Consider the following 22,106-nt stretch of genomic DNA (forward strand, 5'->3'; position numbering starts at 1 on the left):
TATGGATATCGATCTCGAGAAGATGTTGGCCAAGGTCAAGGCCAGCCAGTGGGCATTGGCGGATATCGACTGGGATGCCCCGGGCGCGGAACGGATCACCGATGAGCAATGGCCGCAGCTCAAGGCCTTCATGTCGGACCTGATGTGGATCGAGCATGTCGGGGCGCGCGGATTCGCTGCCATGGCGCGCAAGGCCGAGGATCCGGTGCTCAAGGAGATGTACAGCTACTTTCATGCCGAGGAGCAGCGTCATGCGAACGCCGAAATGGCGTTGATGCGGCGCTGGGGCATGCTCGAGGACGACGAGCTTCCGTTGCCCAACATCAATCTGCGTCTGGTCATCGACTGGCTGGATACGCAGGCCGACCGCATGCCGCTGGAAGTCCTCGGCTCGGTGATTCCCATGCTGGAGGTTGCGCTCGACGGTGCGCTGTGCACGTTCTTGCTGGAGCAGGTCGACGACCCGGTCTGTCATGACGCCTTCCGACGCATCAACGATGACGAGGCGCGGCATCTGGGCGTGGGTTTTCATGTTCTGGAGATGCAGGGTCATGGTCAGGCCTATCGACTGCTGCTCAATTTCCTCGGTACCGTGCTCAACCCGCGCTTGATCGTGGGTATTGCGACCTATCTGCCGCTGCTCAGTCGCATGCGCGACAATGTCGCGGCCATGGGCTTGCCCGAGGAAAAGCTCTACCGCGCCATGAAGAAATACGAGCGTATTGGCGGGCGCACCGCCGACGGTCGGCGCAATCCGTGGTTCCAGTTGATCAGCCGCCACGGCCGACTGGTGGTCGATCGCCGCAACCGTGTCTATCACGCGCCGGTCGATGTGCTGGTCCGGCTCACCGACTACTATCCGCGCGCGCTGCTACGGCCGATTCCGAGCTGGGTACGCGAGCTGACCTACCGGCCTGCGGCATGAGCCGCGCCCAGCTGCAAGTCACATCGGCCGGCCACACGGACGCAGACGTTGCTCGACCGGGCACGGCCGAGCGGGTGCACGAGGTAGCCGTCATCGGAGCGGGCCTCGCGGGCCTGGGCACCGCTGTCCGGTTGTGCCAGCACGGGATCGACGATCTCGTCGTACTCGAACGGACCGACGCTCCGGGCGGTCAATGGCCCACCGAGCGCAGTGGGCCGCCTGCGAAGCTGTACCGTTTTTCTTTCGCGCCCGGGCCCGAAGCATGGCAGTCACATCGGGCACAGGAGTGGGTTTCGGCATATGTGGATCACTTGATCGCCACCCACGCTCTGGCATCACGGATGCGATTCCGCCAGCACGTCACGGCCGTACGATTCGACATGGCACGGGGGCGGTGGACGATCAACGTGGCGGGCAAGCGCAACGTACACGCACGCTGTGTGGTGGTGGCCACCGGCGGCGCGGGGGCGCGGGCCCTGCCCGAGATCGCCGGGATCGACTCATTCCAGGGGAGTGTCTTGCACTGTGCCGATTGGAATCGTGGTCACGAGCTGGACGGTCGTCGTATCGCACTGATCGGCAGCCACCCCGATGCGATAGGCCGGGTGCCGGCGCTGGCCGCTGGGGCGGAGTGTCTGAAAGTCTTTCAGCGACGTCCGAACTGGATCGTTCCGCGACTGAATGGCGCGGCCGGCCGCTGGATAAAACGGCTGCTCGATCCGCTTCCGGACAGCCTTCATCGAAAGGCACTGCTCGAAGGGCATGCAGTGATCACCGGCGAGCGGCCGGGCGGCCGGGTGCTGGAATCGATTGCCCGCGCCCATCTCGCCCATCAGGTGCCCGACCGCTGGCTGCGCCGCCAGCTCACCCCCGAGACCGGGATCGGCACCACGCCCGTGGTGATGTCCAACGACTATTACCCGACGCTGCGGCGAGATAACGTCAAGCTCTATACCTGGCCGATCGATCGGTTATGCGCTCGCGGTATTCGAAGCGTGGAGGGCATAGAGCATCGGGTAGACACGATCGTGTTCGCCCCCGAAACGCCGGCGGTCGGCCACGTCTGTCCGTTTCCAGTGGTCGGGCTGGATGGGCGACAGCTCGACGATGACTGGGCGGCAGGCGTTCGTGCTTACAAGGGCGTGAATATTGCGGGCTATCCGAACCTGTTCTTCGGCCCGGCCTCGGCGGCGGACACGGCAAGGGTGCCTGCGGCGATGACGCCCCAGATCGACTATATAGTCCAGGGCGTCGCAACGATCCTCGAATACGACCTGAGAATGCTCGATGTCCGAGCCGACACCGGCACTGCGCGTGCCGGAGTGGGTAGGCTGCCAGGCGTGGTCTGTCGGAAAGACATGACACGGTTCATCCATGCCGACTACCGGGCCTTCCAGCGCGGGAGGGCTTCGATCCGGGTGGTGCGCGACCGATCCGAGGCGCCGAGGGGCGCCGAACGTTCTGCTTGACGACAGACCGGGCATGCGAACATCGCGTGCCCCGTTCGACCGGCGGCGTCCCGGATCGGCCGCGGCGGCGTTTGCGTGCGCTAAAGGTCACGCCGACCAGGCGGGGTGCGAACCGGGCGAACGAACCCGGCGTCGCGTACCGGCTTCAACGGTGCGCGGCCGGCGTTGCCCAACCGATACAGCCTTGTTGAAGCCGCTGCCCCGGTGCATGAATCCGCTGCCGCCGCTCGAGAACGCGGTCAGGCCCTCGCCCGGGCGCACCCGCTCGGACTGTCGTACAGATAATTGTCACTGAGCGAGTCGGGCCACGACGATTGGCCGGCGAATGCATGCTGTGCGTCGTGTACTGTCGCCAGCTGTTCAACCCATGTGCGTATGCACTAGTCGAATGTCCGGACCATTTGGGCTATACCGTACAGATGCGACTTGATGGGGACCGAACGCTAGGTGCTGTCAACGCTCAGTAATATCGTTCGGCAATCGCATTCGCGCCGGCGACCGGGTCTGGCTGACCGTTGATCAGGTCCACGAGCGATTCGACACGTGCGTCGTTGTTCGTATCTATATACAGCGCGTCCAGCAGTCCGACGAACGTCCGGTTGGTTCGCGCCTGGCCTTTGGCTGCAGCCGAGCGCAATTCATCGTAGACCACCACCACGTAGCGTTCGATCTGCTGGCGGCTGTTCAACAGGCCGGCCGACTCCTTCGGCGTCAAGGTGATGAAATACTGGTCGGGACTGTATTCGTATACGGCACCGGAGGCCAAATCGGTGGTCGACCCGAACAGCCCGCCGCTGAGCAGGTTGCCGAAGAACCACGGCTCGGTCTTGGTCACGAGCTCTCTGGAGACGGTTTTGTAACCGCTCAATTCGAAGGTTGCGAGCTGGTTGTCGGCCTTGTCCAGTCGTGCGCTGACCGGGGTCGTGCCGATGGCCCGACCATTGATGCGAACTGTCGCGCCGCTGGGTTCGGACTCGAACGACACGGTTTGCGTGGTGTCGGCAACCAGAGTGGCGCAGCCTGCAACGAAGAGGCTCGACAGCATGATGAGCAGGCAGCTCAAGCGTGAATAAATCATGATCTTTCCCGGTGTCCGGCGCTCGTCTTGAGGCGAGCTTGGTTGGGATACGGCCCGTCGGGTGGGCCGCTCGTCCGGGTTGTATCGGCCACTCAGGACTTGCGTTGAGCACGAATCCGTTCGTGTCGGCAGCGCCGCGGCGGGCCCGACTAGTCCGAATCGCCTGCCGGCTGGAACAGACGTGATCTGGCCAATGGGCGCAGTGGATCGGGCGGCCGCTGACGTCGCGCGGCCTCGCGCTCGATCTCGCAGACATGCGACCAGAGGCTGTCTGCACTGGCGATATCGGTATCGAAGACGACCGCAACATCGGTCGGGCCGGATCCGGCTCGATGATAGATGCGTCTTATCTGGCCGGCCCGACTGAGACGCTCGCCGTTGGGGAACGCGATCTGCAGGCGGCAGGCCCGCGTAGGCGAGCCCACAAGACGGCCAGTGCGTGCCGGTAGCCGGATCAGACCGCCGCCAACAGAGAGATTGCACAGGCGTCCAAGCAGATCGGGCGCATCCGCCGTTACCAGGGTGGCGCGGGCCAACATGCCCTGATCCAGAGCAGCACGGAAATCGTGTCGGCGTCGCGCCAGCGTCAAGGTCTCGGGCAGCGGGCAACGCAGTCGGATCTGATCGGCCCGGTACGGCTCGATGCTCAGTGCATGCATGGCCTCGGTACCGAGTTCGCCGTCGAGCTGCCGGGCATGCAGAGCAAAATACTGGCCCCGAGCCAGGATCGTCTGGATATCGGCGAGTGCAAGCAGAGACAACGCGCAGCGCCCGAGAGCGCGATCCACCGATATGACGTCGACCGGGTAGCGCACCGCCTGGGTCGGGAACTGCAGGGTGATCTGGTCGACACGGCGCGTCATGTGCACAAAGGCATCTGCGATCGCCTGCCGGTCGGTGATTCGTGTCTGTCGTTCGCCGTTCATGTCGCGCTGCCCGGTGTCACACACCGGCCCGTGTGCGTGCCGGCTTGGTCTAACGGCGGGCCAGCGGTATGACTTGAACCAGGGGAGGCCCGTCCATTGCCTCGTTGCGCCGCTCAATCGCTGTTCGTGTCCGGCTTGGCGATGGCCCGCCAGAGCATTTCGAACAATATGTTCACCTGGCTCGTCAGCGGCGGCTGGCTGGCACGGAGCGACTGCATCTGTATCAGCCGCGCCAGAACCCCGTAGAAATAATCGAGCAGGATCGCTTCGCTGACTTGGTCATTGAGCACGCCACGCTCCCGGCCTTCGGCCAGGACATCCATGAACAAATGAGTCAGGCGTCGCTGTTCGTCTGTAATGTCGTGGCGCATGGCCGCCGGATATACCGAGCCGAGCATCATGCGGGCGACCTTCGGGTACTGCTCGAAGAAATCCAGCACCACCCAGAACACCTTGCGCAGGCGATCCTTGTAGGTCTCGATACCGGCCAGATGGTCGGTCATGCGTGCAGCCAGTTCGTTGGCCCAGTGGAGCACGCAGGCGTCGAGCAGTGCCTGTTTATCGCCGTAGTAGCGATAGATCGTCTGTAACGAGGCACGTGCTGCGCGTGCGATCTCGTCCAGACGAACCTCGTGCATCGGGCGCTCGGCAAACAGATCGAGTGCCGCGCTCTCGATTCGGTCGCGGGTCTCCGGAGCCAACGCGCTGATCGGCCGCGGCGCGGCAGGAATTTGCTTTGACATGACGAAGCTACCTGCAGTGTACGCTGAATTACGGTTTGATCGAGAAAATCATCGATTCGCTGGTTAAGATTGACATCGGACAATGACAAGAACTAACAATAGGGGCCTATACACCGCATCCGGCGCAGCCTATAAGTGTAGATAAAATTACACTTATAGGCTGCCGCTTGGTGCCATACAGAGTGCTTCATGGCGACCGGTCCGAAAGTTCGTTCATCATCGACCAAAGCGGCGGCGGCGTCGATCAGCGGCCCCAATGGTCGTATTGCCATCGTCGCCGGAGTGCGCACACCGTTTGCTCGCATGGCGACGTCGTTTCGCGATATCGATGCAGTGGATCTGGGCGCAATGGCCGCCGCCGAAGTGCTCGCACGGACCGGCCTCCGGCCACGCGAGATAGAGCAGGCCGTGTTCGGCATGACGATCATGAAACCGGATGCGCCATTCATCGCTCGTGAGATCGTGCTCGCCTCAGGTTTGGATCCGGCGACCGATGCCTATTCGGTTACTCGCGCCTGTGCAACCAGTTTCCAGACCGTGGCGAATGCGGCCGAGGCGATTCTGCTGGGCCATGCCGAGATCGTGATGGCCGGCGGGACCGATTCGGCTTCCGACATTCCCATTCCGCTGTCCAAGCCGCTGGCCGACGGTCTGCGCGATCTCAGCCAGGCACGATCGCTGCACGACCGGCTGGGCGTACTGGCGCGCCTGCGGCCGCGGGATCTCGTGCCGCGACGTCCCTCGATCAGCGAATACTCGACCGGTCAGTCCATGGGCGAATCGGCCGAACAGATGGCCAAGCACTGGGGAATCACGCGAGGCGAGCAGGACGATCTGGCGCATGCCTCGCACGTCAACGCGTCCGCTGCGATCGATCATGGCTATGCCGACCCCTACCGGATGAGCGCCTTTGTCGGACAACAGGGACGAACCATCTCGGTCAGCGAGGACAACCTGGTCCGCCGCGACAGCCGGCGCGAGCGCTACGATCGCCTGGCCCCGGTTTTCGATCGAACGCTGGGAACGGTTACCGCGGCCAATTCCAGCCCGCTGACCGACGGCGCGGCCGCCCTGATACTCATGAGCGAAGCCCGTGCCCGGGCGCTGGGCTACGAGCCGATCGCTTTTATTCGCAGCTATGCATTTGCCGCCAAGACTCCGAAACAGGATCTGTTGATGGGGCCGGTGATGGCGGCGCCGATCGCGCTGGCTCGCGGCGGCCTGGCGTTGTCGGATATGACCCTGATCGACATGCACGAAGCCTTTGCAGCGCAGGTCGAAGCCAATATCCGAGGCATGGAATCGTCGACGTATCTGCCCGAGATGGCCGGAACCCGCCCGCTGGGCACGCTCGATCGCGATCGCCTCAACGTCAACGGCGGCTCGATCGCCTACGGTCATCCCTTCGGCGCAACGGGCGCACGCATACTCATTCAGACCGCCTACGAGCTCAAACGCCGCGGCGGCGGCCTGGCGCTGACCACAGCCTGTGCCGCTGGCGGCATCGGGGCGGCCATGATCCTGGAGCGCGACTGAGTCATGGCCCGGACCGATTCAACACGCCTGCATAGCGAGCAGTCCATGAGCACGCAGACCCCATACGCGCCGCGGCATGACCGCGGCGTGCCCGACAAGCCGGGCACGCACCTGAGACTGGACTACGGCGAGGACGGTGTGGCGATCGTGCGCGTTGATGTCAAGGGCACTCGGCAGAATATTCTGACCGAGGCATTGGCCGCCGAGTTCGATACGCTGCTGGCCACTATCGAGCGCGATACAGAGATCACCGGCGTCGTGGTGATGTCTGTCAAACCCGGCTCATTCATCGCCGGTGCGGACCTTGCACTGTTCGATCGGCTGGCCGAGGCTGCGGACTTCGAACGGGTGTCACTTGCCGGGCAGGCAATATTGCGCCGTCTGGCCAGACTTCATGTGCCTGTGGTGGCTGCGATCGAGGGCGCTTGTCTGGGCGGTGGCCTCGAGCTGGCGCTGGCCTGCGATATCCGGGTCGCCGCTGACACGCCGGCCACGGTGCTGGGTCTGCCGGAAGTCATGCTCGGGCTGCTGCCCGCGGCCGGCGGCACCCAACGGTTGCCGCGGCTGATCGGTATTCGGCCAGCGCTGGAAATGATGCTGACCGGCCGAAAGCTGCGCCCGGCTCGGGCCTTGTCGTGCGGGTTGGTCGATTCGGTGGTCGCCCCGGAAGCCCTCGAAGCCGAGGCAATCCGCTGGGCACGCCGCAGTGGCAAGCGCTCGCCGACGCGTAAACCGTCGTTGCTTAGCCGTGCCACAGCCCGGTGGTCGCAGGGCGGACACGGGCTGGCCAACGCGTTGCTGGAAGACAACCCGGCCGGGCGCCGGGTGCTTTTCGATCGGGCTCGCCAGGGCGTACGCGCCAAGACGCACGGTCATTATCCGGCGCCCGATCACATCATCGATACCGTCGCCCTCGGCTATCGACGCGGCGTGCGGGCCGGCTATGCCGCGGAGGCGCGCGCGTTCGCGTTGCTGGCGACCAGCTCCGCCTCGCGTGCCCTGCGCCATCTGCATCACGCGAGCGAGACACTCAAGACATCTCGCTTTGTCGATGCGCGTGTCGACGAGCGCCCGATCGAGCGGGTCGGCGTCCTCGGCGCAGGGCTGATGGGCAGCGGTATCGCGCTGGTAAGCGTAGCCCGTGCCGGTTGCACGGTTCGTATCAAGGACGTGGATACGCCGGGCCTTGCGCGCGGGCTAGGGCAGGTTCGCGCCGCGCTGGACGATCGCGTGGCCCGCGGCCGCCTGAGCCGGGCCGAGGCCGACCGGCTGGCTCATTCGGTGACTGGTACGACCGACTTTGAAGGCATCGGCGCGGCGGATCTCGTGGTCGAGGCCGTGTTCGAGGATCTGGCGCTCAAACGTTCCATGCTGGCCGAGTTCGAGTTGGCCGCAGAGGCGGCGAACAATCCGGGAGCGATCTTCGCCAGCAATACGTCGTCGCTGCCGATCGCCGAAATCGCCGCCGACGCGCGCCGGCCCGACAAGGTGATCGGCCTGCATTATTTCTCCCCCGTGGAGAAGATGCCCTTGCTGGAGATCATCGCAGCCGAGCGGACGGCTGCGTCCACGATCGCTCGCGCGGTGGCCTTCGGCAGGGCACAGGGCAAGACCGTGATCGTGGTCCGCGACGGCCCCGGCTTCTATACCACGCGGGTGTTGTCGCCCTATCTCAACGAAGCGGCGCGGCTGCTGACCGAAGGCGCGGGCGTGCGCCAGATCGACGCCGCATTGCGCCGACACGGCTTTCCGGTCGGCCCGCTGGCACTGCTCGATGAAGTGGGTGTGGATGTCGGGGCCAAGGTGGCGCCGATCCTGCAGGCCGCGTTCGGGCAACGCATGGCCGCTCCGGAGGCCACTGCGCGAATGATCGAGGCCGGTTTTCTCGGCCGCAAGACCGGCCGGGGTTTCTACGAATACGAGCGTGGCGTGCGCCGCGGCCGGCGCCCGGTCAATGCGCGACTCGACCCACTGCTGGTCGATGCACGCTCGGGTGGCGGCGTGCCCGACGCCGCGGAGATCGTCGAACGGTGTACGCTGGCGCTGGTCAACGAAGCGGCCCATTGTCTGTCCGACGGGGTGATCGAACAGCCTCTGCACGGCGATATCGGGGCCGTGTTCGGTCTGGGCTTTCCGCCGTTCACCGGCGGCCCGTTCCGTTATGTCGATACGGTGGGTGTGCGCACGATCGTCGACCGCCTGAACGCGCTGGCCGAGCTGCACGGCGCCCGGTTCACGCCGGCACCGGTCTTCGACACCATGGCCCGGGCGCGCGCCGATGCGCACCGGCGGTTCTATCCGGCTGGAGGCTACTGATGCGTTGGATACCGTATGCCGAAGGCCAATGCTCCCAAGATCGTGAGCCGACTGCGACCCGAGCCGGCGATGGTTTCGCATCGGCCAGTGGCGGCGAGCGGTGCTCGGTGGACGGCGCAAGTGGTGTCGGTCTGCGATCGGCGGGCTCTGTGTCCTGTGAGCGGTTGACGGTCCTCGGCTGCCGCCGACCGGCCGGGGGCTGACGCCATGGCCAATCCGCTACTCGAAGGCGTGCGTGTTCTGGATCTGACTCGATTGCTGCCAGGCCCCTATGCCACACAGCTGATGGCGCAACTGGGCGCCGAGGTGATCAAGATCGAGGATCCGGCCGGGGGCGACTACGCCAGAACGCTGTCGCCCGCGTTGTTCGAACAGGTCAACCGCGGCAAGGCCTCGGTCACGCTGGATCTGAAACAGCCCGATGACGTGGCCGCGTTCAAGTCTCTCGTGGCCGATGCCGACGTGGTGATCGAATCCTTCCGGCCGGGTGTCATGGAGCGGCTCGGTTGCGGGTACGAAACGCTTCGAGCGATCAACCCGCGTTTGGTCTACGCCGCGCTGACGGGCTACGGGCAGACCGGGCCGATGGCCGATTCCGCCGGCCACGATATCAACTATCTCGCACTGGCCGGCGTGCTCGATCAGACCGGCGCGTCCGGCGGACCGCCGACGATATCCAACGTCCAGATCGCCGATCTCGCCGGCGGCGCGCTGACCTGTACCGTGGGCGTACTCGCTGCACTGCTCGGTGTGCGTAGCAGCGGTCACGGCAGCTTCGTCGACTCGGCCATGCTCGACGGTGCGCTGGCGTTGCAGCCGGTGGCGATGGCGACACGCAACACCCGTGGCCGGGTTCAACCCCGGGGCCAGGACATGCTCTCGGGCGCACTGCCCAACTATCGTGTCTATCGCTGTCGCGACGGCCGGTATCTGGCGGTCGGTGCGCTGGAGCCCAAATTCTTCGTCCGGCTGTTGTCGCGGCTCGCCCCGTTCGGCCTGTCGCCGTCGCATACGACGGCACGCGTGGTACCGGGGCCTGCCGGGGCAGGGCGCCCGCGGCCGGCACGCCTGACAGACTGGCGCGGGCGCCTGGGTCGCGTGCTGGCTGACCCGGCGCGCGCTGCAACACTCGGCCGGCCGCTGCACTGGAGCCTGGCCGCGCTGTTTCGTACCCGCAACCGTGATACATGGGTGGCGATGCTGGCCGATACCGATGCCTGCACCACGCCCGTATTGACACTCGACGAGGCGCTGGCCCATGCCCAGGTCGCCGCGCGCGGACTGGTCGAAGACAGCGCGCTGGGATGCCCTTTGCGTTTTTCGCAAGCCCGACAGACGCCACTCGCGCCAAGCCCGGCGTTGGGCGCCGACAACGAGCGATTCTTGCGCCGTGCGTGACCGTACGACCGGGGGTCAGGCCGCCTGACGATCCCGCGCGGTTTCCCGGATCATGTCCGCGGCCTTTTCCGCAATCATGGCGGTCGGGGCGTTGGTGTTGCCGGAAACCAGTGTCGGCATGATCGAGCAGTCCACTACGCGCAGCCCCTCCAGGCCATGAACCCGCAGCTGGTCGTCCACCACCGCAGCGCTGTCGTTGCCCATCTTGCAGGTGCCGGCCGGGTGATAGATGGTCATTGCGGTATCGCGCACGAACTCCATCAGTTCGGCGTCGTCGGTGCGCGTCGCCCCGGGCTGTTCCTCCTTGGCGATGTAAGTCTTCAATGCCCGGGTAGCAGCGAGCCGGCGAGCGAACTTCACGCCTTCGAGCATGCAGCGTTGATCGGTGTCACTGCTCAGGTAGTTCGCCACGATACGCGGGGCTTCGCGTGCATCCAGCGACCGGATGCTCAGGTGCCCACGCGATTCCGGTCTGAGCTGGCAGACCGAAAAGGTGGCGCCGGACCACCGGTTTGGCGTGAAGCCGCTGTCGGAGGTGATCGCCGAGAAGTGGAACTGGATATCCGGCGTTTGGGACTCGGGCAACACGCGTGTGAACAGGCCGCCGATGGCTACGCCGCGGGACAGCGGGCCCGAACGGGACAGCATGTAGCGTGCGCCGACCTTCAATCGCCCGGATAGCGTGGTCAACTGGTCGTTCAGGGTGATTGGTTTGGTGATGCGGTAAGTCGGCCGGCACTGGAGGTGGTCCTGGAGATTGGCGCCCACGCCCGGCAACGCCCGGACGAGCGGAATCTGCCAGGAGTCGAGCAGTTCGGCGTCGCCCACGCCGGACAGCTGGAGGATCTGCGGGCTCTGGATCGCGCCGGCCGAGAGGATGATCTCGGCGTTGCAGTACTCGTCGACCAGGCGATCGCCATCGTGAATACGCACCCCGACCGCGCGTTCCTGTTCGAACAATATGCGGGCCACCGGCGCGTTCGTACGAATCTCCAGGTTGCGCCGCCCACGGGCCGATCTGAGATAGCTCGCAGCGGTGCTGCAGCGACGGCCGTTCTTTATGAACGAATGATAGTAACCGCAGCCATTCTGATCGCCGGTGTTGAAATCCCGGGTGCGCTCGATGCCCAGTTCCTCGCCCGCATCGAATATGGCGTCCATGAGTTCATGGCCAGGGTCCTTGGTTGCCCATAGCAGCCCGTTTTCGCCGCGCGTCTCGCTGGGCCCGTCGGCGTTGTGTTCGATACGCTTGAAATACGGCAACACGCTCTCCCAGCGCCAGCCCCGGTTACCAAGCGACTCCCAATGGTCGTAGTCCTGGCGCTGGCCGCGGATAAATACCATGCCGTTGATCGAGCTCGACCCGCCCAGGCAAACCCCGCGCGGCCAACAAAGTTCGCGCCCGTTGAGATTCGCTTCCTGATCGGTGAAGAATTCACGGGTGTATTTGCTGTTCTTGATGATCTTGCCCATGCCTAACGGCATATGAATCCAGGGCGAGCGGTCGGGCGGGCCGGCCTCGAGCAGTAGCACCTTGTGCTGGCCCGATTCGGAAAGTCGGTGCGCCAGGATACAGCCGGCCGTGCCGGCGCCGATGATGATGTAGTCGTAGGGTGCCGTCATCGCGAATCTCCGATTCGTTGTTGTTCTGTTGAATAGCCGTCGGACAGGCCAGGCCGTGTGTGGAGACGTCGTGCCCGGACCGCTGGGCTCGCGGCTCGGCCCGGCCGGATCCTGCGCCGGCCCGGGGTGTATGCGCCGGCATCGTCGCGGCTTGCGACAGAGCGCGGTGTCATCGCGCGTCGCGCGGCAGCCGCGACCGCAGCGTTGCCGTATGGGTCGGTTCCGGAATGGCCAGCGGGCGTGCACATCCTTGACCGCGCGCGGTGGCGTCGGGCGCCGATGGCCGTTGCCTGCAAACGGGCGCGGTCCAACGCCCGGCTTGAATCGCTCGCCATACGCGGGCGTCGCTGATCGCAGCCGTTCGGATCCCTGAGAGTCCGTGGCCGTCCGCGGCGTTCGCCCAGCGCCGACTGCGTCCGATACCGATCATTCGATACACGCGGTGCGTGGGATAGGACGGGGTATTCAGCCACTCGGATCACCTGTACGACCGCATTAGCGCGGGTTCGCAGAGGCGGGTATCGAGCGCAGAGCCGATAGTCGTTGCAAGCATTTGTATTGTGATACGGAACGGCGTAACGGAATACAACAATGCGCAGACGTCGGAACGATGTCAATCGCGGCCGCCGAGAACACCGCTCTGGGTTCACGTCACGCAGGGCGGCCGATCAACGCGGTCCGTTCATTGCCGATAGCCGCTATCGGTTGACTTCTCCTTGTTCCAATAATCGATCCTGGGTATTGTTATATGATACTTAATACGATCCATGACTCAGACCTGTACGGAGAACGTGTCGATGTTGGATAAAACCCGCAGTTATTCGGATGTATCGCTGCTGATCGAGGGTCAATGGCAGGCGGCGGCCGCCGGTGAGACCCTTCCCGTGGAAAACCCGGCCACCGGCGAAGTCATTGGTCAGGTCGCTTGGGCGCGGCGCGAGGATCTCGATAGGGCGATTGAATCCGCTCAGACCGCGTTCCGGCAGTGGCGCGACGTACCCGCCTACAATCGGGCCAAGATGCTGCGCAAGGCCTCCGATCTACTGCGCGAGCGCGCCGACGATATCGCCCGGTTGATGACCCTGGAGCAGGGCAAGCCGGTCGCTCAGTCGCGGATCGAGACGCTCGGCGCAGCCGACACGTTGGAATGGTTCTCTGAAGAAGCCAGGCGTGCCTATGGCCGGGTGATTCCCGCTCGAGGTGCCCACGTCACGCAGCTGGCCACCAAGCATCCGGTTGGGCCCGTGGCTGCCTTCACGCCCTGGAACTTCCCGCTCAATCAGGCTGTGCGCAAGGTATCGATCGCGCTGGCCGCCGGCTGTTCCATCATTCTCAAGGGTCCTGAAGAGACGCCTGCCTCGGTCGCCGAGCTGATTCGTTGTTATATGGATGCGGGCGTTCCGGCCGGGGTGATCAGCCTGGTGTACGGGGTGCCAGCAGAAATTTCCGAGTATCTGATTCCGCATCCGGCCATCCGCAAGGTGTCGTTCACCGGCTCGACGGCCGTGGGTAAACATCTGGCCGCGCTGGCCGGCCAGCACATGAAGCGCAACACGATGGAACTTGGCGGCCATGCGCCGACCATGATCTTCGATGACGCGGACATTGCCCAGGCGGTTAAGGCCACGGCGGCCGCCAAATTCCGCAACGCCGGGCAGGTCTGTATCGCACCCACTCGCTTCATGGTTCAGGAAGGTGTATTCGATACGGTCGTCGACCAGTTCGTCGAAGCGGCTCGCCAGATCCAGGTCGGAAACGGCCTGGACGAGGGCACCACCATGGGCCCGCTGGCCCATGAACGGCGCCCGGGGGCGGTAGCTGAACTTATCGAAGATGCCCGTTCCAAGGGGGCCGAAATCCGCCTGGGCGGCCGGGCCATCGACGGGCCCGGCTATTTCTTCGAGCCGACCGTGATCGTCAACGCCACGCGCGACATGCGCATCATGAACGAAGAGCCGTTCGGGCCGGTTGTCGTGTTCACGTCGTTCAAGACGGTCGACGATGCGATCGAGGAGGCCAACCGGCTGGAATACGGTCTGGCTGCCTATGCCTTCACCTCATCCATGCACACGACTGCGCGACTGACGCATGAAGTCGAGGCCGGCATGCTTTCGATCAACCATATCGGCCTGGCACTGCCCGAAACGCCCTTCGGCGGTGTCAAGGACTCGGGCTATGGCTCCGAAGGCGGCAGTGAGGCGATCGAAGCGTATCTGGAGACCCGCTTCGTGACCACCGCCTCACCCTGATCCCACCGGGTGAGTGCGTCGATCGGCCGCGGCATGGCTGTGCCGCGGCCGGCGCTGTGTATTTGGGCAATCGCTGCGGAGTGTCTAGACTGATCGCCGTTATCAACAACGAGGATCGTCATGTCCCTCACCGATTCCACCATGATGCCGCTGGGTACCGCCGCGCCCGATTTCGATCTGCCGGATACCGTCAGCGACGAGCGCAAGTCGTTCAGTGACATCGCCGGGCCACGCGGTACGGTGGTCATGTTCATCTGTAACCACTGCCCATACGTGCTGCATCTGATCGACGAAGTGGTCAGTGTGGCGGCGCATTACCAGCCGCAAGGCGTCGGCTTCGTAGCGATATCGTCGAACGATGTCGGCGTGCGGCCCGAGGATGGCCCCGAGCAGATGCAGGTATTTGCTGAAAGCCGGGGGTTCACCTTTCCCTATCTCTACGACGAGTCGCAAGCCGTGGCCCAGGCCTACGACGCGGTCTGCACGCCGGATTTTTTCGTCTTCGATGCCGATGGCAAGTGTGCCTACCGTGGCCAGTTCGATGAGTCTCGTCCCAAGAACGGGGTCGCCGTCACCGGCGCCGAGCTGCGCGCATCGCTCGATGCGCTGCTGGAAGGCGACATGATCCCGGCCGACGTACAGGTGCCGAGTCAGGGCTGCAGTATCAAGTGGAAAGCCGCCTGAGCCTGGCTGGCTGATCGGGCGCTGCGGCGCGCGATATCGTATCGGCGCCGACCGAACCCGCACGGGTGCAGGTCGGCGCTGTGATCAGCTTCAACGCGCCTGCGACATCTGCCGGCGCGGGTGGTCTGGCCGGTACTGCCAGGCCGCGGTGGCAGGACGCCGGCGTGCGTTTCATTCGGAGACCAGTAGGCTCTCCAGCGCGTCGGGCTTGCCGAAATGATGGCCTTGTGCGTACTCGATATTCATTCCCCGCACGGCGTGCAGCAGCTCCGCGGTCTCTACCGATTCGGCGATCGCGGTCTTGCCCATCATGTGTGCGATATGGGTCACTGCTTCGACCATGGCGCGATCGGCCGGGTCGTGGCGAATATCGCGGATGAAACTGCCGTCGATCTTGACGTATTCCACCGGTAGCACACGCAGATATTCGAACGACGACAGGCCGGTACCGAAATCGTCGAGGGCGAAGGTGCACCCCAGCTCGCTCATTTCGCGGATGAAATGTTGGGCCTGAGAAAGGTTGGAGATGACCGATGTTTCGGTGATCTCGAAACATACACGCTGTGCGTCGATGCCGCTGTCGCTGAGTACCTTGCGTGCGAAGGTCAGAAAGCCCGGGTGTGTCAGCGACGTGGCGGACAGGTTGATGCCGATCCACTGAAACGCCCGCAACCGGTGCCGATGTTCGTCAAGAAAGCGCAGGGTATGCGATAACGCGAACCGGTCCAGATCGTGAATCAGCCCGTAGTGTTCGGCGGCATCGATGAACTCGTGCGCCGCCACGATCTCGCCATCGGTATCGCGCAGGCGTAGCAGCGATTCGTACCCGTGGATTTCATCGGCCTGATGGACGCTCACGATTGGTTGGACGTGCATGAGAATACGGTTGTCGGCCAGCGCCTCGCGAATACGGTTGGCCCAGTTCATCTGTCGGCGACGGCGCGTGACGCGCCGGTCGTTGGCCACCTGGCGGTGGATCGAGTTGGGGCCGAGTTCCTTGGCGGCAAAGCAGGCCGCGTCTGCGGCCTGCATTACGGCCTCCACGCTGCCGGCCTCACGATCGATACTGGCCAGACCGATGCTGGCACCCACGCGCAGATGATGGCGTTGCCAGAGGAACACGCAGCCGTGCAGGGATTCGATCATGCGGTGCGCGGCGGCCTTGGCCTGCTCGCCGTCGCAGTCGTACATGAGCACCGCGAACTCATCGCCACCGATGCGTGCCAGTACGTCGCCCTGCCTGAGACTGGCGTACATGCATTGGCTGGCCTGGCGCAACAACTCGTCGCCGGCCTGGTGGCCGTAACTGTCGTTGATGATCTTGAAACTGTCCAGATCGATATAGCCGAGCATGTGCGTCTTGTCCTGAAGCGCAGCTTGATCGATCGCGGCGGAGATGACCTGCTTGAACGCACGGCGGTTGATCAGATCGGTCAGGGCATCGTGGGTGGCGTGATACTTGGCCTGCTCGCCGAGACGTTTTTCACGGCTGATGTTCTCGCACGACACCAGGATCCGGATGCCTTCGTCCAGTTCCGATGTGAGCCGGGCGTTGGCGCGAATCCACAGCGGCTTGCCGTTGCGGCCACGGATCTCGACTTCCCAGCGCTGCAGCTTGCCCGGACGAGCCTGACAGCGTGCGAGCTTGGCGTGCAGCATGCTCGGCCGGCGATGCATGTCGGCGAACGAGGCGCCCACCAGCTGCTCGGCCTCGTAGCCGAGCTGGAAGGCGCCGAATTCGTTGACGGACACGATGCGGTCATGTTCGTCGAGGATGAAGTACATGGCCGGGTTTTCGTGAAAGAGCGTCTGAAGCGTCTGATCACTGTGCGCCAGCGCGCGTTCGGCCTGTTTGAGTCGGGTGACGTCGATAAAGCTCACGACGACGCCGCGCATCTGCCCGTCGCGTGCGCGGTACGGCGTGGTTCGACGTATGTACCATTGGCCGTCGGCGGTTTCGGTCTCGATTTCGCTGATCTCGCCCGAGTTTCGAACCGCGGCCGCCTCGCCGGCCCAGTCGAGCGCGCGCTGGAAAGGGTGTGCCAGATCGTCTATGGGACGCCCGATATCGCTGGGCAGTACGCTGAGCAGCATCTTCGTCGCGGGCGTGAATCGCTTGATACGGTTTTCGCCGTCCAGAAACACCGTCGGGATAGCGGTACTGTCCAGCAGGTTCGCGATGTCGTCGTGGGTGTCCTCGAGCTCATGCATCTTTTCCTGCAGCTCGGTATTGACCGTGCTCAACTCCTCGTTGAGCGACTGCAGTTCCTCCTTGGAGGATTCCAGCTCCTCGTTGGCCGACTGCAGTTCTTCGTTAATCGACAACGCCTCTTCGTGCGCGCTCCTGAATTCCTCCCGGGTGCTCTGCAGTTCGTCGGCGGCTCGCTGATGTTCGTCGTGTGCGAGACGCAGCTCATACTCGAGCTGGGCGATGCGTTCGTCGACGTCGACCACCTCGTCGTGCGGCGTTGGCGTGCTGGCGTCCGACTGTTCGCCGACTGAACCGTCGATCTCGACAAAGCTCACCACTACGAATTCGTCGCCCGAGTCGTTCAGACGGAAAGGGCGGGCGCGCATGCGCACAGGCACGTAGTGGCGATGGCGCTGTACCCGGGCCGCGACCGAATGGGCTTGTCGTTGCTGCAGCGCGACGTTCACCAGATCCTGAACTGCACCGCGAAGGCCGCGGCGCGCCAGCCGCAGCAGGTTGTCGCTGGGCACGCCCTGGCCCAGCGAAAGATAGCCGCTGGAGTCCCCGTGTATGTAGATCAGATCGAACGCCGCGTTCGTGACCACCGACGTGGGGGCATACTCGTTCAGCAAGAGCCGTTGGACGGTCTTTGACAATTGATGGCGATTCATATCGGCGAGATCGGTCTGGTTTCTGGGCAGGTCGCGTCTGCCCAACTGCGTCGGCGTGATCCATCCCAGATGCCGGCCGGCGCTGCCGTGGGCGGCCGTGCGAGTATAAAGCCGATGCTTGTGGGAACGCGGGTGGAACAGGCCGCTGTCGGTGTGGGCGGTCTCGCTATTGCCGAGCAACAGCCAGCCCTCGGGCTTCAGGGCGAAATGAAACATCTCGAGCAGACGGCGCTGGGTCGCTTTGTCGAGATAAATCAGCACGTTTCGACACGACACCAGATCCATGCGCGAGAAAGGGGGGTCCGAGAGCAGGTTCTGCGGCGCGAACATGACGGTATCGCGCAGAGTCTTGTTCACCCGATAGCCGGGCTCGGTCGCGGTGAACCAGCGTGCCAGCCGCTCGTCCGACATATCGGCGGCGATGGTTTCCGAATAGCAACCGCTGCGTGCGACTTCGAGCGCCTGGGAGTCGATATCGGTGGCGTAGACCGACACGCTGGCGCGGGTTTCGCTCGGGTACGCATCCAGTGCCTCGAGCATGACGATCGCCAGCGAATAGGCTTCTTCGCCGGTTGCACAACCAGCCACCCATAGTCTCAGGCTGTCCTTTCCGTCGCGACCGGAACGTCCGATCAGATCCGGCACGAGTTGCTGTTCAAGGGCTTCGTAGGCCTCCGGATCGCGGAAGAAGCCGGTGACGCTGATCAGAAGGTCCTGAAGGAGCTGTTGTGACTCGGTTTCGTCGCTTTCCAGTAGCGATAGATAGGCATCGAACGAGTCAACGCGCCGGATGCCAATACGACGACCGATCCGCCGTGTCAACGTGCCGGGTTTGTAGTGCGAAAAATCATGCCCGTGCCGGCGACTGAGCAGGTTCACGATTGCACGATAGGGCGATGCAGGATCGTGCTCTTCCGGAGTGTCCACAACGGGCTCCCGACCCGTATCCGGGCCGAAAAATGCGTCGATGGCGGCCGGCATGCCGGCCACCGGCAAGACCTGATCGACATGGCCGCTGCGGATCGCAGCGGCCGGCATATCCGGGTGTGTGGCTTCCTCCGGGGACTGGGCAATGGTCAAACCGCCGGCGGCCCGGATGGCGGCCATACCGTCACGGCCGTCGCGGCCCGACCCCGATACCAGAATGCCCACTGCGCGATCGCCCTGATCGTGGGCCAGGCTCACGAAAAAGCGATGGATGGCAAAACGCGCTCCGAGGTTCTGGCTGATGGTCGTCGGTCGAAGCCAGCCGCGATCGATGGTGAGATGCTGGTTGGGAGAAATCACGTAAACATGGTCGGGCGCGGCAACCAATGCATCGTCGACCTGCGAAACCGGCATCGTCGTATGGCTGGCGATCAGTTCGAGCAGGTGGCTTTCCTGATCGGGGGCCATGTGCGCGACAACCACGAACACGAGCCCGGTATCGGTGCATACAGCATCGAAAAATTGCTGAAATACCTTCAGGCTGCCCGCGCTACCGCCGAGTGCGACATAGCCGGCAGGTGCCCGACCGGACAAGGGCCCAGGCTGACTGTCTTCCACGGGGGCTTGCGCCATCAGGGGGCCCGCGATGACATTTGAGTGAACACTTAGAGGCTAATCGTAGTGGGGCCCGATTACTAGATAATTCGTGAGTCGAAAGGTGCGGCCATAAAGCAGAAAACCGCGATTAACGCCAACTAGTTCATTACGCGCGACATGATCGACCAATAATGAACGGGCACGAGGCGCGAGATCGCAGATATGATTTTGGCGTCAGTGCCAATCAGACAGCGTCCTTTCCGACGCGCCAGATCTGAAAGAATTGTCCGAGCCGCCTCGTCGGGCGAAGTACGGGCGAGTTTGTCGACGAAATTACCGGCGGCCTGGGCCTGGTTGCTGTTGCCGTCCGGCCCGACATAGAAACGAGCCGCGTGGGCGATCCCGGTCTTTATCCCACCGGGATGGACACACATCACGTGGGGATCTTGGCCCCGCGTTTCGTGTCGCAGCGCTTCGGTAAACCCGCGGACCGCGAATTTGGTTGCGTTATAGGTGCCCTGGGTGGGCACGCTGATCAGGCCGAATACGCTTGAGACATTCACCAGCGCGCTGCCGGGCCGTTGTTTGAGTATCGGAAGAAACGCCTTGGTGCCATGAACCACGCCCCAGAAGTTGATGCCCATGATCCATTCGAAGTCGTCGTAACGCGTGTCGGCGATCGTCTGGGAGTGAGCCACTCCTGCATTGTTGATCACCAGATCGGCGCCGCCATATTCGTCGACGACCGCATCCCGGAACGCCTCGAACGCCGCTCGGTCGGCGACGTCGACCTTCGAGGTGAACACTGCAGCCGGCTGGCAGGCGGCCCGTGTCTCGGCCAGTCCGTCTTCATTGACGTCGCATAGCGCCAGACGCGCGCCTCGATCGGCGCACACGGTGGCCAGGCTGCGCCCGATACCCGAACCGGCACCGGTGATGACTACGATTTTGTCCCGGAGATCTTTCATGAGGCGATCCTGTCGGAGCGATAGGGGCATTCATGCCGCTTATCGCGCTGTGCCCAATTCTGACAATTATTATTGTCAAAGTTACGTTTGACAATGAATGATGTCAACATGGATGTATGAAAAAGCCACCCGTAACCGATTCCGCCGAGGCTGGCCGTGCCTACGGCGGGCGCAGCCTGGACGAACGCCGTCGCCACCGGCGGGCGCAATTCGTCGCAGCCGGCATCGAGGTCTTCGGGCGCGAGGGCTATCGCGGCGCCACCGTCAAGGCTTTGTGCCGTCAGGCCGGACTGACCGAACGCTATTTCTACGAATCCTTCGGCAACAGTGAGTCGTTGTTCGCCGAGGTGTACAAGACGTTGGTCGCGCGGCTACAGCACGACGTAGTTGCTGCGATCGACCGGGCGCCGCAGGACGCCGAAAGCACGGCTCGGGCCGGGCTGCGCGTGTTTTTTGAAACCATGTACGAGCAACCGGGCACGGCACGCATCCTGCTGATCGAGATCTTCGGCATCAGCGGCGAGATCGACAAGCTCTATCGGTCGACCACACAGAATTTCACGCGCATGCTCGCCGAGCTGGTCAGCGCGATCTTTCCGCTCGAGGCGGCGGGGCCGACCGACCCGGCGATCGTTTCCACGGGCCTGGTCGGCTCGACGATTCATATCGCGATGTACTGGACGCTCAGCCGATACCGAGATCCATTGAACGTCGTGGTCGAATCGAGTCTTGCGCTGTATGTGGCCGTCGCACGCCAGATGGCCGCCCCGGAAAAGGGCGCGACCGCGGACGACGCAGACGACGCTGCGTCATGAAGAAAGCCGCGGTTCGGGCCGCGGCTTTCGTGAGGTCATCGACAACGATCAGTGATGCGTCGCATAGGCGGCTTCGGCGTCGTCGACCAGTTCGTCGAGCTCGGCCAGAAGGTCGGCGTTGTTCTGCTGCCAGGGGTGGAAGCTGTACTGGAAGTAGCTCAGCCATTCCGGAATCATGCGGCGGATGAAGCCGGGCTTGCCGAGAGTGAAGTTGACCAGTTTGAGATGCCCGCGCCAACCCTGTTGCCGGCATTTTTCGTCGGCGGCGGCCATCTGTGCGTAAAAGCTGATCAGCACCGGCCAGAAGATGGCGGTGGCGATACCCATCGCCGCCGTGCGCTCGGCCCAGTTGCGTGGACCGCGGCCGATACATTTTTCGTAGACATCGTAAGCGACCGCCTTGTGCTCGACTTCCTCGAGCGCGTGCCAGCGCCACATGCGCTCGAAGTCTTCCTGCGAGCCTTTCATCATCTCCGGGTATCGCAGCAGCATGTCGCCCATGAGCGCGGTGTAGTGCTCCAGCGCGATGGTCGCGGCCAGGGGCATGGACTTCCAGGTATTGTTCTTGACCCAGTCGAGAAGGTTCCAGGTGAACTGGTCGAGCTTGTGGGCCGGCAGCCCCGCATTCTCCATCAGCTCGTTGTACTCGATATGTTCGCGCGAATGCATCGCCTCCTGGCCAATGAAGGCCGTGGCGGCCTTTTTCAGATCCGGATCCGGAATCTGGTCGCGATAGCTGCGTACGGCGTCGATGAACATCCGCTCGCCGGCCGGAAACAGCAGCGACATGGCGTTCATGAACTGAGTCACGTTCGGCCCTTCCTTGTGCCAGTCGGCGATACGATCGGCCGGCGGTAGGAAGTGCAGGTCGCGCCGTTCGGGCATCACATTGACCTGGTCGCTGTGCGGGATCGTGCGATCGGCGTGGACGTGCTTCTTGATATCGGATGCATTCTTGCTCATGTCACCCTCCTGTGGGTATTCGACACA

The 22,106-nt window shown here is 63.7% G+C and carries 15 protein-coding genes; 8 read left to right on the forward strand and 7 right to left on the reverse strand.

The features are described 5' to 3' along the window. Position 1 precedes the first annotated feature (1 nt). A complete protein-coding gene (locus T31B1_RS14070) occupies positions 2-925 on the forward strand; it encodes a ferritin-like domain-containing protein (protein ID WP_353250144.1) in 924 nt (307 codons plus the stop codon). Next, a complete protein-coding gene (locus T31B1_RS14075; protein WP_353250145.1) occupies positions 922-2,394 on the forward strand; it encodes a flavin-containing monooxygenase in 1,473 nt (490 codons plus the stop codon). The genes T31B1_RS14070 and T31B1_RS14075 overlap by 4 nt, the downstream gene beginning before the upstream one ends. Before the next feature lie 460 nt (positions 2,395-2,854). On the opposite strand, the gene T31B1_RS14080 is transcribed toward T31B1_RS14075, so the two are convergent. The 3 genes from T31B1_RS14080 to T31B1_RS14090 form a co-directional block, all read right to left on the reverse strand. Beyond that, the gene (locus T31B1_RS14080) at positions 2,855-3,472 is read right to left on the reverse strand and encodes a PEGA domain-containing protein (RefSeq protein ID WP_353250146.1); all 618 of its coding nucleotides are present in this window, start codon (positions 3,470-3,472) and stop codon (positions 2,855-2,857) included. A 149-nt stretch (positions 3,473-3,621) separates the two neighbouring features. After that, a complete protein-coding gene (locus tag T31B1_RS14085; RefSeq protein ID WP_353250147.1) occupies positions 3,622-4,398 on the reverse strand; it encodes a PilZ domain-containing protein in 777 nt (258 codons plus the stop codon). 113 nt (positions 4,399-4,511) lie between these two features. Further along, positions 4,512-5,141: a TetR/AcrR family transcriptional regulator gene (locus tag T31B1_RS14090; RefSeq protein WP_353250148.1), complete on the reverse strand. Its 630-nt coding sequence runs from the start codon at positions 5,139-5,141 to the stop codon at positions 4,512-4,514. 189 nt (positions 5,142-5,330) lie between these two features. On the opposite strand from T31B1_RS14090, the gene fadI reads away from it, so the two are divergent. From fadI to T31B1_RS14105, 3 genes are all read left to right on the forward strand, one after another. After that, positions 5,331-6,677, forward strand: a complete 1,347-nt coding sequence (fadI, locus tag T31B1_RS14095; RefSeq protein WP_353250149.1) for an acetyl-CoA C-acyltransferase FadI — start codon at positions 5,331-5,333, stop codon at positions 6,675-6,677. Positions 6,678-6,722: 45 nt separating this feature from the next. Further along, a complete protein-coding gene (locus tag T31B1_RS14100; protein WP_353250150.1) occupies positions 6,723-8,993 on the forward strand; it encodes a 3-hydroxyacyl-CoA dehydrogenase NAD-binding domain-containing protein in 2,271 nt (756 codons plus the stop codon). 207 nt (positions 8,994-9,200) lie between these two features. Then, positions 9,201-10,391, forward strand: coding sequence for a CaiB/BaiF CoA transferase family protein (locus T31B1_RS14105; protein ID WP_353250151.1), 1,191 nt, complete (start codon positions 9,201-9,203; stop codon positions 10,389-10,391). Between the two features lie 15 nt (positions 10,392-10,406). On the opposite strand, the gene T31B1_RS14110 is transcribed toward T31B1_RS14105, so the two are convergent. Then, entirely contained in the window at positions 10,407-12,014 is a 1,608-nt protein-coding gene (locus tag T31B1_RS14110; RefSeq protein ID WP_353250152.1) for a GMC family oxidoreductase, read from the reverse strand. A gap of 797 nt (positions 12,015-12,811) precedes the next feature. On the opposite strand from T31B1_RS14110, the gene T31B1_RS14115 reads away from it, so the two are divergent. Continuing rightward, on the forward strand, positions 12,812-14,263 hold the full coding sequence (locus T31B1_RS14115) for an NAD-dependent succinate-semialdehyde dehydrogenase (protein ID WP_353250153.1): 1,452 nt from the start codon (positions 12,812-12,814) through the stop codon (positions 14,261-14,263). A 120-nt stretch (positions 14,264-14,383) separates the two neighbouring features. Then, positions 14,384-14,947 (forward strand): thioredoxin family protein, encoded by a 564-nt coding sequence (locus T31B1_RS14120; RefSeq protein ID WP_353250154.1) that lies wholly within the window; start codon positions 14,384-14,386, stop codon positions 14,945-14,947. 171 nt (positions 14,948-15,118) lie between these two features. On the opposite strand, the gene T31B1_RS14125 is transcribed toward T31B1_RS14120, so the two are convergent. Further along, complete coding sequence (locus T31B1_RS14125) at positions 15,119-19,369, reverse strand: EAL domain-containing protein (RefSeq protein WP_353250155.1); 4,251 nt, start codon at positions 19,367-19,369, stop codon at positions 15,119-15,121. Positions 19,370-19,491: 122 nt separating this feature from the next. Further along, positions 19,492-20,301 (reverse strand): SDR family NAD(P)-dependent oxidoreductase, encoded by an 810-nt coding sequence (locus T31B1_RS14130; protein WP_353250156.1) that lies wholly within the window; start codon positions 20,299-20,301, stop codon positions 19,492-19,494. A gap of 116 nt (positions 20,302-20,417) precedes the next feature. On the opposite strand from T31B1_RS14130, the gene T31B1_RS14135 reads away from it, so the two are divergent. Then, entirely contained in the window at positions 20,418-21,116 is a 699-nt protein-coding gene (locus T31B1_RS14135; protein WP_353250157.1) for a TetR/AcrR family transcriptional regulator, read from the forward strand. Positions 21,117-21,164: 48 nt separating this feature from the next. On the opposite strand, the gene T31B1_RS14140 is transcribed toward T31B1_RS14135, so the two are convergent. Beyond that, on the reverse strand, positions 21,165-22,079 hold the full coding sequence (locus tag T31B1_RS14140; RefSeq protein WP_353250158.1) for a metal-dependent hydrolase: 915 nt from the start codon (positions 22,077-22,079) through the stop codon (positions 21,165-21,167). Between the last annotated feature and the right edge of the window lie 27 nt (positions 22,080-22,106).

Source organism: Salinisphaera sp. T31B1 (genome assembly GCF_040361275.1).
Lineage (GTDB): Bacteria > Pseudomonadota > Gammaproteobacteria > Nevskiales > Salinisphaeraceae > Salinisphaera.

What these genes read in the sequence shown, in the direction of transcription:
- T31B1_RS14105 (WP_353250151.1), top strand. Translation starts at nt 9,201, where the DNA reads ATGGCCAATCCGCTACTCGAAGGCGTGCGTGTTCTGGATCTGACTCGA.
- fadI (WP_353250149.1), top strand. Translation starts at nt 5,331, where the DNA reads ATGGCGACCGGTCCGAAAGTTCGTTCATCATCGACCAAAGCGGCGGCG.
- T31B1_RS14140 (WP_353250158.1), bottom strand. Translation starts at nt 22,079, where the DNA reads ATGAGCAAGAATGCATCCGATATCAAGAAGCACGTCCACGCCGATCGC.
- T31B1_RS14120 (WP_353250154.1), top strand. Translation starts at nt 14,384, where the DNA reads ATGTCCCTCACCGATTCCACCATGATGCCGCTGGGTACCGCCGCGCCC.
- T31B1_RS14115 (WP_353250153.1), top strand. Translation starts at nt 12,812, where the DNA reads ATGTTGGATAAAACCCGCAGTTATTCGGATGTATCGCTGCTGATCGAG.
- T31B1_RS14075 (WP_353250145.1), top strand. Translation starts at nt 922, where the DNA reads ATGAGCCGCGCCCAGCTGCAAGTCACATCGGCCGGCCACACGGACGCA.
- T31B1_RS14080 (WP_353250146.1), bottom strand. Translation starts at nt 3,472, where the DNA reads ATGATTTATTCACGCTTGAGCTGCCTGCTCATCATGCTGTCGAGCCTC.
- T31B1_RS14135 (WP_353250157.1), top strand. Translation starts at nt 20,418, where the DNA reads ATGAAAAAGCCACCCGTAACCGATTCCGCCGAGGCTGGCCGTGCCTAC.
- T31B1_RS14110 (WP_353250152.1), bottom strand. Translation starts at nt 12,014, where the DNA reads ATGACGGCACCCTACGACTACATCATCATCGGCGCCGGCACGGCCGGC.
- T31B1_RS14070 (WP_353250144.1), top strand. Translation starts at nt 2, where the DNA reads ATGGATATCGATCTCGAGAAGATGTTGGCCAAGGTCAAGGCCAGCCAG.
- T31B1_RS14090 (WP_353250148.1), bottom strand. Translation starts at nt 5,141, where the DNA reads ATGTCAAAGCAAATTCCTGCCGCGCCGCGGCCGATCAGCGCGTTGGCT.
- T31B1_RS14130 (WP_353250156.1), bottom strand. Translation starts at nt 20,301, where the DNA reads ATGAAAGATCTCCGGGACAAAATCGTAGTCATCACCGGTGCCGGTTCG.
- T31B1_RS14125 (WP_353250155.1), bottom strand. Translation starts at nt 19,369, where the DNA reads ATGGCGCAAGCCCCCGTGGAAGACAGTCAGCCTGGGCCCTTGTCCGGT.
- T31B1_RS14085 (WP_353250147.1), bottom strand. Translation starts at nt 4,398, where the DNA reads ATGAACGGCGAACGACAGACACGAATCACCGACCGGCAGGCGATCGCA.
- T31B1_RS14100 (WP_353250150.1), top strand. Translation starts at nt 6,723, where the DNA reads ATGAGCACGCAGACCCCATACGCGCCGCGGCATGACCGCGGCGTGCCC.